Source organism: Acinetobacter sp. YH01024 (assembly GCF_013420195.1).
GTDB classification, from domain to species: Bacteria; Pseudomonadota; Gammaproteobacteria; order Pseudomonadales; family Moraxellaceae; genus Acinetobacter; species Acinetobacter amyesii.
Genome location: NZ_VOYQ01000008.1, coordinates 37,147 through 50,515, shown reverse-complemented (window position 1 = coordinate 50,515; position 13,369 = coordinate 37,147). Strand labels below are relative to the sequence as shown.

General features: G+C 43.7%; 13 protein-coding genes. 5 read left to right on the top strand and 8 right to left on the bottom strand.

The window, feature by feature from the left end; all coding sequences use genetic code 11:
- Nucleotides 1-19: 19 nt before the first annotated feature.
- Entirely contained in the window at nucleotides 20-1,447 is a 1,428-nt protein-coding gene (locus FTT88_RS05795; RefSeq protein ID WP_180173761.1) for a sigma-54 dependent transcriptional regulator, read from the top strand.
- Nucleotides 1,448-1,469: 22 nt separating this feature from the next.
- Here FTT88_RS05795 and FTT88_RS05790 read toward each other — a convergent pair whose 3' ends face one another.
- The 4 genes from FTT88_RS05790 to lptF form a co-directional block, all read right to left on the bottom strand.
- A complete protein-coding gene (locus FTT88_RS05790) occupies nucleotides 1,470-2,645 on the bottom strand; it encodes a S41 family peptidase (protein ID WP_180059120.1) in 1,176 nt (391 codons plus the stop codon).
- A gap of 17 nt (nucleotides 2,646-2,662) precedes the next feature.
- A complete protein-coding gene (gpmI, locus tag FTT88_RS05785; RefSeq protein ID WP_180064891.1) occupies nucleotides 2,663-4,210 on the bottom strand; it encodes a 2,3-bisphosphoglycerate-independent phosphoglycerate mutase in 1,548 nt (515 codons plus the stop codon).
- A 122-nt stretch (nucleotides 4,211-4,332) separates the two neighbouring features.
- Complete coding sequence (gene lptG / locus FTT88_RS05780; protein WP_078192591.1) at nucleotides 4,333-5,403, bottom strand: LPS export ABC transporter permease LptG; 1,071 nt, start codon at nucleotides 5,401-5,403, stop codon at nucleotides 4,333-4,335.
- Nucleotide 5,404: 1 nt separating this feature from the next.
- On the bottom strand, nucleotides 5,405-6,505 hold the full coding sequence (lptF, locus tag FTT88_RS05775) for an LPS export ABC transporter permease LptF (RefSeq protein WP_180173760.1): 1,101 nt from the start codon (nucleotides 6,503-6,505) through the stop codon (nucleotides 5,405-5,407).
- A gap of 159 nt (nucleotides 6,506-6,664) precedes the next feature.
- Between lptF and FTT88_RS05770 the strand changes: the two genes are divergently transcribed.
- The 4 genes from FTT88_RS05770 to FTT88_RS05755 all read left to right on the top strand — a co-directional run bounded on the left by FTT88_RS05770 (nucleotide 6,665) and on the right by FTT88_RS05755 (nucleotide 9,552).
- The gene (locus tag FTT88_RS05770; RefSeq protein WP_180173759.1) at nucleotides 6,665-8,113 is read left to right on the top strand and encodes a leucyl aminopeptidase; all 1,449 of its coding nucleotides are present in this window, start codon (nucleotides 6,665-6,667) and stop codon (nucleotides 8,111-8,113) included.
- Complete coding sequence (locus tag FTT88_RS05765; protein WP_078189457.1) at nucleotides 8,106-8,513, top strand: DNA polymerase III subunit chi; 408 nt, start codon at nucleotides 8,106-8,108, stop codon at nucleotides 8,511-8,513. Before FTT88_RS05770 ends, FTT88_RS05765 begins: the two co-directional genes overlap by 8 nt.
- 39 nt (nucleotides 8,514-8,552) lie before the next feature.
- The gene (locus FTT88_RS05760) at nucleotides 8,553-9,191 is read left to right on the top strand and encodes a hypothetical protein (protein ID WP_180173758.1); all 639 of its coding nucleotides are present in this window, start codon (nucleotides 8,553-8,555) and stop codon (nucleotides 9,189-9,191) included.
- Nucleotides 9,192-9,333: 142 nt separating this feature from the next.
- A complete protein-coding gene (locus tag FTT88_RS05755; protein ID WP_180035948.1) occupies nucleotides 9,334-9,552 on the top strand; it encodes a hypothetical protein in 219 nt (72 codons plus the stop codon).
- Nucleotides 9,553-9,614: 62 nt separating this feature from the next.
- Here FTT88_RS05755 and FTT88_RS05750 read toward each other — a convergent pair whose 3' ends face one another.
- The 4 genes from FTT88_RS05750 to ribD all read right to left on the bottom strand — a co-directional run bounded on the left by FTT88_RS05750 (nucleotide 9,615) and on the right by ribD (nucleotide 13,358).
- Nucleotides 9,615-10,160 (bottom strand): VTT domain-containing protein, encoded by a 546-nt coding sequence (locus FTT88_RS05750; RefSeq protein WP_078189460.1) that lies wholly within the window; start codon nucleotides 10,158-10,160, stop codon nucleotides 9,615-9,617.
- Nucleotides 10,161-10,272: 112 nt separating this feature from the next.
- Nucleotides 10,273-10,932 carry a riboflavin synthase gene (locus FTT88_RS05745; protein WP_078192598.1) on the bottom strand — a complete coding sequence of 220 codons (660 nt, stop codon included), beginning with the start codon at nucleotides 10,930-10,932 and terminating at the stop codon, nucleotides 10,273-10,275.
- Between the two features lie 33 nt (nucleotides 10,933-10,965).
- Nucleotides 10,966-12,258 carry a DNA adenine methylase gene (locus tag FTT88_RS05740; protein WP_078189462.1) on the bottom strand — a complete coding sequence of 431 codons (1,293 nt, stop codon included), beginning with the start codon at nucleotides 12,256-12,258 and terminating at the stop codon, nucleotides 10,966-10,968.
- Nucleotides 12,255-13,358 carry a bifunctional diaminohydroxyphosphoribosylaminopyrimidine deaminase/5-amino-6-(5-phosphoribosylamino)uracil reductase RibD gene (gene ribD, locus FTT88_RS05735; RefSeq protein ID WP_180110449.1) on the bottom strand — a complete coding sequence of 368 codons (1,104 nt, stop codon included), beginning with the start codon at nucleotides 13,356-13,358 and terminating at the stop codon, nucleotides 12,255-12,257. Before ribD ends, FTT88_RS05740 begins: the two co-directional genes overlap by 4 nt.
- Nucleotides 13,359-13,369 lie beyond the last annotated feature (11 nt).

Here is a 13,369-nt window from a genome sequence, read left to right as displayed (position 1 = left end):
TTGTTTTTAGGGGAAAACTGTGGATTCACAACCACTGGTATTATTAGTTGATGACGAAGAAGACTTATGTATGCTGATGCAAATGTCTTTATCAAGGATGGGGGTTAAAACGCATGTTGCACATCGCCTCGATGAAGCTAAAAAAGCCTTGTCTACCTATAGCTACGATGCCTGTCTAACCGATCTCAACTTACCCGATGGTAATGGTCTACAGCTCTTAGATTGGATAAATGAACACTGTCCTGCCCTTCCAGTTGCTGTGCTAACAGCCTATGGCAACATGGACATTGCCATTGCCGCATTAAAGGCGGGAGCATTCGATTTTGTCAGCAAACCGATCAATCCAAAACATCTTGAACAACTGCTACAAAAAGCCCTGAATAAGCCTTTGGCCGAAGACATTACTTCGCAAGATGCTTTAGAACATAAAATGTTGATTGGTGAATCACTTCCAATCCAGCAATTGCGTCGAACTCTAAAGAAAATTGCACGTTCACAAGCACCTGTTTTTATTACGGGTGAATCTGGTACGGGTAAAGAGGTCGTGGCCAATCTGGTTCACCGTTTAAGCAACCGTAATGAAGGGCCCTTTATTGCCATTAACTGCGGGGCAATTCCGACCGAGTTAATGGAAAGTGAACTTTTTGGCCATAAAAAAGGCAGCTTTAGTGGTGCCACCCAAGACAAGCAAGGTCTGATTCAATCTGCACATGGTGGTAGCTTATTTCTGGATGAAATTGCCGAATTACCTTTAGCCATGCAAGTTAAACTGCTACGTGCGGTACAGGAAAAACGTATTCGCCCCGTAGGTTCAGACTGTGAAATTGATGTCGACTTCCGTGTGATCAGTGCCAGTCATCAGGACTTAGAAGCTCTTGTCCAACAAGGTCGATTCCGCCAAGATTTATTTTTCCGTATCCATGTGATGGATTTAGTGTTGCCTGCCTTACGTGAACGTGGCGACGATATCCTCTTATTGGCGCAACATTTTATTCAAAAAATTAGCCATGAATGGGAAATTGCCACTAAGCCTCTGACTGAACGTGCGAAAAGTTTCCTACTCAGCCAATATTATCCGGGTAATGTTCGTGAACTACGCAATATTATCGAACGTGCCATGACCCTCTGCGATGATGATCAAATTGATCTTCAACATCTGCAAAGTGCGCCATTAAGACAACCAAGTGCTCAGTTCAATTCCGCTCCAACAACGAATGATTCTGCTCAGTTGGGTGCAAACAGCAACGAACAAAGCGTGGTCCCTCGCAAACTACCTGAAGAAGGCTTAGAGCTCTTTTTAGAAAATATCGAAAAAGAAGTGCTCATGAATGCGTTGAACATCACCCACTGGAACCGAACCCTTGCCGCAAAAAAATTAGGCATGTCATTCCGTTCATTGCGCTATCGTTTGAAAAAATTCGGTTTAGATACCGAAGACGAAGAGTAAAAGCTTTCCAGCGTATTGCTGTTTATTTTTGATTCAGCAATAACTCTGCAACATGATCGACATAGTGATCTTCACGTGCATCATGTTGCAGCGGATAGTTATAGTCTGGCTGCACCCCAATTCCTTCAATCATTTTGCCATTCGGTGTCAGATATTGCGACACAGTCATTTGTAAAGCCGCACCATTACTCAATGGAAATAGTTTTTGAACCACACCTTTACCATAACTTTTCTCACCCGCTACCCATGCACGTTTATGCTCTTTTAATGCTGCGGTAAAGACCTCTGCGGCAGAAGCAGAACGATTGTTGATTAAGATGCCGACTTTCATATTTTGAAATTCAAAACTTGGTAAAGCCTGAAATTGTTGGTCACCCTCAGATCGACTTCGAGTCGACACAATAATGCCCTGATTCAAAAATAAATCGGCAGACTCTACTGCTGCGGACAGTAACCCCCCAGGGTTATTTCTTAAATCAAACAATACCGCTTTGACACGCGAACCATGACTTTCAATCAAACGCTTTATTTCATTGGCTGTATCTTGTTGAAAAACTTTAACGTGTAAAACTAAAACCTGATTATTTAATAATTTAGATTCTATATCTGTTTCAACTTTAGTGTTTCTGACCAAATTAACCGGTTGACTTGCAGTTATCAACTGTAGATTCAGCGTCGATCCGATACTGCCTGTGAGCAGGTGTCGCACTTGATCTTGATTAAGTTTTTTGAGTTCTTGATCATCAATTTTAAACACCGCCGCGCCATTTTTCAGACCTAGCTTTGCTGAATCGGCATCAGGCTTTAAATTGGTGATGACCCATTGCTGTAAACCTACATCAAAGCGCAAATTGAAATCGACACTCGCAATATCCCCTTCAGTGTATTGCAAAAGCTGCTTATAGTCTTCAGGTGAAAGATATCGTGAATAGCGGTCTAAACCACTGACCATGCCTTTGATGGCTTGTTGGAATAATGCATCGTCATTTTTTTCAACGACATAATTTTCTTTGACAATGCCATAGATTTGAACAAATTGTTGGATTGATTCGACAGGTACTTCGGCATAACTTTGTTCATAGCTGCCATCAAATTCATCGAAAGCCGACTTTGCTTTATCGGCTCCCCATGTCGAATGACTAGAACACAGCAGCAAGGCTGTAAGGCTTACAACTGACGTCCAGTGTGCTTTAGTCATTCATGCTTCCTTACATTTTAAGCTTCAAGAGTAATCAAGTTACGACCTTGCATTTCTGTTGGTACAGGAATGTGCATAAGCGTTAACATTGTCGGCGCTACGTCAGCCAAAACACCACCTTCTGCAATTGTTGCATTGGTCGGACCAACATAGATAAATGGCACAAGTTCAGTGGTATGTTGAGTATGCACCTGACCACTTTGGTAATCCTGCATTTGCTCTACGTTACCATGATCGGCGGTCACTAGCATGTGACCTTTATTTGCCATCACAGCTTCATATACACGGCCTAAGCACGTGTCTACAGCTTCAACCGCTTTGACTGCTGCATCAAACACACCGGTATGGCCAACCATATCACCATTGGCATAGTTCACCACCAGTAAGTCGTACTCACCTGAATTAATTGCGGCAACCAATTCATCAGTGACTTCATAAGCACTCATTTCTGGTTTTAAATCATAAGTCGCAACGTTTGGTGATGGAATCAAAATACGTTTTTCACCCGGATATTCATCTTCACGACCACCACTGAAGAAGAAGGTCACGTGTGCATATTTTTCAGTTTCAGCAATACGCAGTTGTGTTTTACCCAAATTAGACAGGTATTCACCAATCGAGTTATGTAACGCTTCTGGCATATAAGCCACAGGTGCATCAATTGTTGCTTGGTAACGTGTCAACATGACAAATTTTGATAAAGCGGGAACCACTTTACGTTCAAAACCTGCAAAATCTTTTTCCACAAAAGCTTTGGTAATTTCACGCGCACGGTCAGCACGGAAGTTCATGAAGACAACGCTATCACCATCTTGGATCGGTGCTAAATCACCAATACGCGTCGCTTTCACAAATTCATCTGATTCTTCAGCAGCATAAGCCTGCTCTAGACCTTCAACAGCAGTCGCTGCTGTACGCACTGCTTCACCTTCAGTTAAAAGACGATAGGCTTGCTCAACACGATCCCAACGGTTGTCACGATCCATTGCAAAGTAGCGACCAATCATGGTGGCAATACGACCTTGACCCGGATACTGAGCAAACAGTGCATCTAATTTTTCAAGCGAAGGTTGTGCACTTTTTGGCGGTGTATCACGACCATCAAGGAATGCATGAAGATAAACTTTTGCACCGCGTTTTAATGCCAATTCAGCCATCGCCACAATGTGATCTTCATGTGAATGCACGCCACCTTCAGACAATAAGCCCATAATATGTACAGCGCGATTGGCAGCTTTGGCTTTTTCAACCGCATCAACTAAAACATCATGTTCAAAGAATGCACCGGTACGAATATCTTTGGTAATACGAGTAAAGTCTTGATACAGCACACGTCCTGCACCAAGGTTCATGTGGCCCACTTCAGAGTTACCCATTTGTCCATCAGGTAAACCAACGTCTTCGCCAGAGCCTGAAATCAATCCATGCGGATGCTTTTCCTGCATTGCAGTCAAGTTAGGTCGTTTTGCTGCTAAAAAGGCATTGTCCTCGACCGCTTCGCGATGACCCACACCATCCATAATTACCAATACGTGTGGGATTTTGCCAGCAGTTGCATCCGTCATAATGAACACTCTTTCGTTTATAAATTAATCATACTATCTTACCGAATTTTCGGTGAAGACTCTATGTGACAACCATGGTTTATCTAGGTCATCAACATTGTTTTACTCAATCTTGCATGCACTTAACGTGCGCGGTGCAGCAGATAGCCACCCGCTACAAACATCAAAATAATCGGTATAAAGACGAACCATGCAGGCGATGGTGCGTACACCAAACTTGCATACCCCAAGAAATCTTGTAAGTAGTAAAAGCCCAGTCCAGCAAATAAGGCAATCACCAAGCGGAAACCCATCGACTGTTGACGTAAAGGTCCAAAAATAAAAGAACACGCGATCACCACCAAGGCAATTAAAGCAAAGGGTGAACCAAACTTTTGCCAAAATGCCAATTGGTAAGTCTTCGGGACTTGGCTATATTCATGCATATAGCTCATAAAGCTCACCAATTGACTCGGTGATAGGTCTTCAGGGTCAATGGTAACCATATGCACATATTTGGGTTGCAACGCCAATGAAAGCGGCTGTTCAGCATTTTGCTTCGCCACGGCATCACCCGTCGCTAAGAGATCGACTTGGGTTGAATTTTGTAGCGACCAAGAGCCATTTTTGACAAAATTCCCTTGCTCCGCATCCAAAGTGCCTCGCAAACGATATTTTTCATCAAAATCAATAACCTGAACATCTTTAATTTGACCTTGCGAATTGGCATAGTCAATATAAATAAAGCGCTGACCTTCACGCGACCAATAGCCTTTGACTTCGCCCAGTTCAGCCGCAGTGCGGTGACTTTTGACGCTTTTGGCTTGTTCATTGGTATAGGGAATGACCCATTCGCTTAATGCAAAGGATAAAACCACCAAAATGAGTGCCGAACGAATCACCCAGCCCACAATCCGCCAAAGGCTGATGCCGACCGAACGCATCACAATCAATTCACTGTTTGAAGCTAGAGTCCCTAAACCCAGTACCGCTCCAATCAAGGCTGAAATTGGTAAAATTTCATATAAATAATTCGGTGAACTCCATAACACATACTGCAAAGCATTCCATGCGTTATAGCCTTCTTTCAGCGAGCCCAATTCACCTAAATAAGTAAAAAGCACTTGTAAGCCAGCCAATACCGCGGTCGCACCAAGCATGGCTAAAGCAGTAGTTTTGGTCACATGTTTTGCAACTATACGACGTGCCAACATTTTAAGACCTCACTCGCTGAATTTGTTTCTTAATTTTGGGCGCTAATTTTTGTTTACGCGAGAACAATGCTGCTGCAATACCGTAAATCACTAAGACCAGTGGATAAGCCCAGATGCCCATTTCATCTTTACTGATCCGCGTTTTGATCGCCATTAAGGCTACGATTAAACTGGCAAAAATAAGTAAAGCTGGGAACAGTTTCAGGTAACGCCCTTGACGAGGACTCACTTCAGACAAAGCGGTGGCAAGCAATAACGCCACCAAAATAGCGAACGGCACAAAGATTCGCCAACCGAGTTCGCTGGCAACCACAGGATCATGGCGGTTATCCCATAACTTCGAAGTTGGTAAAGCTTCTACTTCGGTACTTTCAAATTTTGCTTCTTTATCATTTTCTAAACGTAAACGATAACTTTGGAATTCAGCTTGAGAATAACGCGGTTGCCCTGGATAGATTTCGTAACGGCGGCCTTCAACTAAGTCAACAACATTGGCATTGTCATCGGGCACTTCGACGCGGGTCGCTTCTTTTGCCAAAATAATGACATCGGGTTTACCGTCTTTTTCTGCGCGCTGATAGAAGAAAATATCTTTTAAGTTTTTACGGTCTTCTGACAAGTCCCCTGCATAAATGGTATAGGGCCCAGAGGAAATAAACTCTTTCGGGCGAACCAAGTCAAAGCCTGTTCGTACTGCTTGTGAAGTCGTTAAGGCTTCAAACTGACGGATGCCCCAAGGCGACGCCCACAGCATCAAAAATGCTTGAACAGCCATAAAGACCACAGTCATCGGCACCAATAAGCGTGACAATTGATTTCGACTGACGCCGCTACCATTGAGCACAGCCATTTCATGATCGACATACAGACGACCAAAGACCAACATCAGACCAATAAAGAAACCGAGCGGAAGAATTAAGGTTAAAAACTCAGGCAAACGGTAGCCAATGATGCTAAATAAAATACTTGCATCTAAACGACCCTGCGCCGCCACACCAAAGTACTTGATCAAACGACCACCCATCATGATCAAGGTCAATAAGGCAATCACAACCAGTGATGTCGACACCACTTGCTTGACCAGATAACGCCGAATAATCAAATTAATTCTTCCAAAAATAGGGCCAATAAAAACTAGCGTTAGTTTACCCGAATGTAGAAAATATAAAACCTATACCCTTGTTGCTCATTGAAACTCTATTCATATAAATGTTTCAATGGTTTAATGGTTTATAAATTTAAAAAGGCATAAATACCGCACATGAAACTTTCTATTAATACGTCATTCCAAGCGAATGCGTCCAGCCAATATTTGTTGATATTAGTAGATTCTGAGCACGTTAAAAATGCAGCTACTTCATATCAAATCAATGATTTAGATAATTTAATTGACGCGACTCAATTTAAAGCAGCACTCAATGAAAGCCTGCCTTTGGTGGCGAACATTGCCACTTGTCGCAATAGCGCACTTTTAGGCCTCGGCAAAGTTGCTGAATTACAGGTCAATAAATTTGCAAAAATTGCACAAACCATTATTAAAGCGTCACAAAAAAAATTCAAACAGATCAGTGTCGATATCTCTGCTCTACCACAAGAACAACATTATTTATTTGCACTTAGCCTGACGCAAGCGGCTTATGCATTTGATGAATACAAGTCTAAGAAAAATGAATTTGTTTTGGAGCAGATCCATTTAATCGCTACTGAAAGTCCATTAACCACTGCACAGCTTGAATTAATTTCTGCAGTGCAATCAGGTCAAAGTTTTACTCGTGACTTAGGTAACCGTCCGGGCAATATCTGTTTCCCTGAATATTTAGCCGAACAAGCTCAAGCACTTGCAGCTGAATTCCCAGATCAACTCAAAGTGACTGTACTCGATGAACAGCAAATGGCTGATCTCGGTATGGGTGCTTTCCTTGCTGTGAGTAAAGGTTCTGACCGTCCAGGCCGTATTATTACCATCGAATACCTTTCAAATCGTGAAGAAGCCCCTGTAGTGCTTGTTGGTAAAGGCGTGACTTTTGATACTGGTGGTATCTCACTTAAACCAGGTGCGGGCATGGACGAAATGAAATTCGACATGTGCGGTTCTGCATCAGTTTTGGGTACCATCCGTGCGCTGTGTGAAGCGAAATTACCGATTCATGTGGTCGGCGCAATTGCTGCTGCAGAAAACATGCCGTCTGGTCATGCCACTCGCCCGGGCGACATCGTGACAACCATGAGCGGTCAAACCGTTGAAATTTTAAATACCGATGCCGAAGGTCGTTTGGTGCTGTGCGATACCTTGACCTATGTAAAACGCTTTAACCCTGCACTGGTGATTGATATTGCAACCCTCACTGGTGCATGTGTTGTGGCATTAGGTTCAGTCCTTACCGGTATGTTCACCCCTGATGATGAACTTGCGGCTGAATTGACTGCTGCGGGTCAACATAGCTTTGACCGCGTATGGCGCATGCCAGTGATTGAAGATTATCAAGAACAACTTGATTCTCCATTTGCAGATATTGCCAACATTGGTGGTCCAAAAGCAGGTTCTGTAACAGCTGCATGTTTCCTTCAACGCTTTACGCGTGAATACCGTTGGGCGCATTTAGACATTGCTGGGACTGCATGGAACTCAGGTGCAAATAAAGGCGCAACAGGTCGTCCTGTACCATTATTAATGCAATTCTTAGCGAATCGTGCTCAATCGAATGGCTAAAGTTAGCTTTTATTTATTTGAAAAAAGTCCTGAACGACAAGTCGAAAGCACTTGTCGTTTATGCCGTAAGATTCTGCGTCAGCCTGTACGTATTTGGCTACATTGTGCTGACCCAGACTTACAGCAACAACTTGATGAACGCCTGTGGAGTTTCGATCACACAGGTTTCATTCCCCATGGTATCGACCAAGCCGAGGCAACGGTCTGTATTTCTGCCCAATTGCCTGAGCAAGCCGACTGGATTGTGTTTAATTTTAACGATCAAGCACTTGAACAGTTCGCAAGTTTTAGTCACATTATCGAAATTATTGAAAATAACGAACCCGCTAAAATTATCGGGCGTGAAAAATATAAACAATATCGACGTTTGGGCGTTCAACCACAGACCCATAAACTTTAACGTGATATTGGTTTTACCCTATTTGCAAGGAGATGCACCATGGCATTGAATGTCGGTCCAGACTTTAAACAGCGCTGGTTAAAAGTACCTGAAGCTATTCGTCAGACCTTTATTGATGACCTTGGTCGCGTTTGCGATGTACTCAATCCCAGTACAGACATTCAACAATGGCTGGTCAATGACCAACAGCAACAGCAAATGTCTTTTGACAAAATTGAGTCTGCCTATGCAGATTTGAAAGCACAGCTGATTGAAGATGCTCGCATTCGTAAACAATTGGCTTTAGAAAAAGCCTTAGAAGAAAAACGTGAAGCTGAACAAGCCTATGCAGAACAACTGAAACGTGACGAAGAGTTACGCTTTGCTGCACAAACGCAAGCGCTCACCATGATGCAGCATAATCTTGATCGTGAAGTACAACACTATGCCGCTCGCTATCATAAAAACCCTGAAACGGGTTTAGCGGGATTAAGCCAAAGCTTATCGGTCAGCGAAGGACAGATGTTGTCAGAACTCGAAAGTGTACGCGTGCGTTTGGAACTTGAGGCAGAAACGCAAATCGAAATAGCCGTCAGTGATTTCCGTGCAAAATTGAAAGCTGCTGCACAAGAAGAAATTGACTATATCTTAGAAAACTCCAATTTTTCGACAGAATCTACATCGTCCCAAGCATCTTAAGCCGTCCATCGAAATCTGGTCACTGTCATTAAACTGACATGTATTTGCAACATGATGTTCATATGGCTGAAGCATTGTCCCTCAAAACACAATGCTTCAGGCATCCTAAAGATATAATCATGCATCCAGATGGGAATTCAATATGGACATCATTCACCAGATTACCCAGAAAATATCCTCTCTATCTGCTGGAGAACAATGGGACATTCGTGCCAAAGATCTTTGGCTGAGTCATTCAGACTTTCATAGTATTTCGGTGTATCTCAGCCGTGAATCAGAAAAAGGTGGTTTTAGCATTCAGCAACTGCCCCGCAGCTCGATTTTTCAAACCCTTGATGTGGTGACCGTTACAAAACACTAAGTTGTCATCGACTCCATAAAAAAAGCCCACAACAGTGGGCTTTTTCTCAGTCTAAGTTTGGCTTAGACCAAATCTGCAACTGCAGAAACGGTATGTCCTAGGAAATAACCAATACCAAGTAATAATCCAATCCAGATAAAACCACCCAGCACGTTATAGAACATAAATGTACCGAGGCTCATGCGCGCAGACCCAGCGGCAAAAGGCGCAAAAGAACGTACAAAAGGTACAAAGCGTGCGACTAAAATCGTTTTACCGCCATGCTTCATAAAATATTTATTGGTTTTGACCATATATTCGGGCTTAAAGTAACGTGTGTGCTTATTAAAGTACTTAATGCCTAACACGCTGCCCGTATAGTAATTGACGCAGTAGCCCAAGACCGATGCGACAAATAACATCAGCCCCATGGTGTGTAAATGCACCACTTCCGTCGTTGAACATAATGCGCCGATGGCAAGCAACAGGCTGTCTCCCGGCAGGAAGAACATAAATACTGAACCCGTTTCTGAAAATATCACCAGAAATAAAATGGCATAAATCCACACACCATAATTTTCCAATAACATGGGTAACCACTGTTCCAGATTCAGTAAGAAATCAATCATTATCACCTGTCTGATTATTCATCATATATGTCATTCCGCGACGCATTATCACCAAAAATAAAAAAACAGTCTAATTTTTCAATCAGACTGTTTGGTTTTCTTCGGTATCAACTTATTTCAAGAAGCCATTTTCAGCGAGAAAATCTAAGCTAATTTTCGATTGCGCTGTGGTCTCAGCGGCTTTATCTCCGAGCAATAAACGCTCAATATAACGTGCTAAAACATCCACTTCCAAGTTCACTTTAGCCCCAGCTTTCCACGTACCGATATTGGTTCGTTCAGCCGTGTGCGGAATTAAATTTAAGCTCAGCACATTGCCACGTAAATGGTTAATCGTCAGGCTAATACCATCCACGGTCACAGAGCCTTTTTCTGCTAAATAGCGTGCAATTTCTTTCGGTGCAGTCACTTCAAAATAAATTGAACGTGCATCTGAACGAACTTGAGTGATTTCACCCACTGCATCGACATGACCACTGACAATATGTCCACCAAAACGCGTGGTCGGCAACATGGCTTTTTCCACATTTACTGCCTGCCCTGCTTTCCAGTGTTCCAAAGTGGTCCGATTTAAACTTTCACGTGATACATCAGCTGCATACCAATTGCTACCAAAGTCAATCACGGTTAAGCAAATGCCATTGGTGGCAATAGAATCTCCCAAATGCACATCCGACATGTCTAAATCTGTCTGGATACGCAAGCGGACATCGCCACCCACGTTTTGAATGCTTTCAACTTTACCTAGACTTTCAATAATGCCTGTAAACATGTTCAATCCCTGAAAAATATGGGGCGATGATTTTTACCACAAATCAAGTTGCGTACTCACACCAGAGGTATCGACACCACCCAATTCTGCAAAATGGTGCAATTGACTCAACAACTGACGGATCGGTGGACCTGATTTGGCATGCGTATCCGTGATGACAATAAACTCTAGTACGCGTGCACGTTCAGACTGACGCTGCTTACTCACGCGGTAACGTGGTACATCTTGCGTCAATAAGCTTACTCGGCCACGTTTTAAATTGGCTTGTAACAAATCTGTGGCGCTGATATTACCATCGGTTGAATAGCTCGTCAGGATGTAACGTGCATTGATGGTTTCTAATAATTTTTCATAAGCTTCTTTCGCATGCTTCGAAGAATTATATGGACTTGGACGTTCTTTACGCCATGCACGATCGATTCCGCTCTTAAAGCCTTTGGTGTCTGGTGTTGGTAAATCCACCTGATCCCATAACGTTAAGGCATTCAACACATGGTAGTTACTGCTGTAAGCGTGCTGGTTATATGGTGGATCGAGATAAGCCACATCTACTTCAAAGCCACTCATTTGATTAGCCAAATGCTGTGCGTCGACACACCACATTTCCGCGGCGGGTTTTTTCGGATCACCAATTTCACAAAAACGACTTGGGGTCAGCCATAACAATGAACCGATACGATCTAATGCCGCTTGGGTTTTACCACCCCAACCATGATGAAAGCTTTTAAATACACCGCTGGTATTGCTGACAAAACTTGCTGAATACAATAACGGTGCCAACAAAGCACTCATTTCCACATCATCAATCGCGCCTTGAGCCTGCCAAGTTGCAATTTGCTGACGAATCGCATCGATACGCATACCATTACGACGTTTAAAGAATAAACGGTCACGTGCCGGATCGTAGATTTCATCATTACGTGGACACAAGTTATGGGTCACCCAACCTTTAACTTCTGGCAAACGGTTCAGATAATCAATCGCTTTCTGATAGCCACCCAACTCTTTAAAAGCAGGTGCTTCAACGCAAGAGAGAATCGCGCTGTTCAAGGCATGGCTGTAGGGTTCCCAGTCATTGGCAATAACACGATAGCCGTTTTGACGAGCCAACCGTGATACCACACCCGAACCTGCAAAAAAGTCTGCAAATATCGGCGCACGACCATCTTCGCGTTTTAAGGTTCCCGTTTGCTCAAGTGCTTCTAAAATCAGATGTAATAGGCGGCGTTTGTTTCCCAAATAAGGAACCAACTGATGGAAAAGATATTCGTCTGTGGTACGAGCCGCATGACGACGTTTGTGATAAACCGTAGACTCTGAATTCATAGCGTCTCTTGAGAAGGGATTAACCTTAAGCGAATGTCATCACCCAATTGAGTGACATCTTTCAGCTTAAATCGAAGCTGCTCTGCCATGCGGTCAAATTCCGCATTAAACATCGCACGTGCTGACTGACCCAACAAGGTCGGTGCAACATAACTGATCATTTCATCGATCAAATGTTCTTGTAAGAAAGCGGTCGAAAGTGTCGCACCGGCTTCCACAAGGACATCATAAATTTGGAACTGTTGAACGCATGCTGCTAACAGATCGGCCAAAGGCTGAATTTCAAATTGTACCACGCCCAAGTCAGCAAGTTCCTGACGATATGGCCCCATGACCATCACGGTTTCAGGTTGCTGCAATATTTTTGCGCTTAATGGCAAGCGGCCTTGGCGATCTAGCACGATACGTTTCGGCTGAACCACGCTTCGCATATCAACAGCATCATCGAGTTGACGTACGTTGAGTAAGCAATCATCAGCTAATACTGTCTCAATCCCAGTGATTACGGCACCAGAGATCGCACGCCAATGCTGTACATCTTGTCGCGCCATTGCACCGGTAATCCATTTAGACTCACCCGAGGCCATGGCAGTACGCCCATCCAGGCTCGATGCGACTTTGAGCCGGACATAAGGCATGCCCGTCGCCATGGCTTTTAAAAAGCCCAAGTTCAATTGATGCGCTTCTGCTTCACAAATACCTGTGATCACTTCAATGCCAGCATCACGTAGGATTTGTACACCTTTACCCGCAACCAATGGATTCGGATCGGGACATGCTACAACGACTTGAGCAACACCTGCTTCTACCAAACCTTTGGCACAAGGTGGCGTACGTCCATAGTGTGCGCAAGGCTCTAAAGTCACATAAGCGGTTGCGCCACGTGCAGCCTCACCTGCATCACGCATTGCAAAGACTTCGGCATGCGGCTGACCCGCTTTGGGATGAAAGCCTTCACCAACCAATTGACCGTCTTTGACAATCACACAGCCCACATTGGGATTGGGACGAGTGCTGTATTGCCCCTGCTGTGCCAATGCAATTGCACGCCGCATCCACTGTTGATGCTGCTGCAAAGGCACTTGATCTAACTCAGACATGTAATCACTCA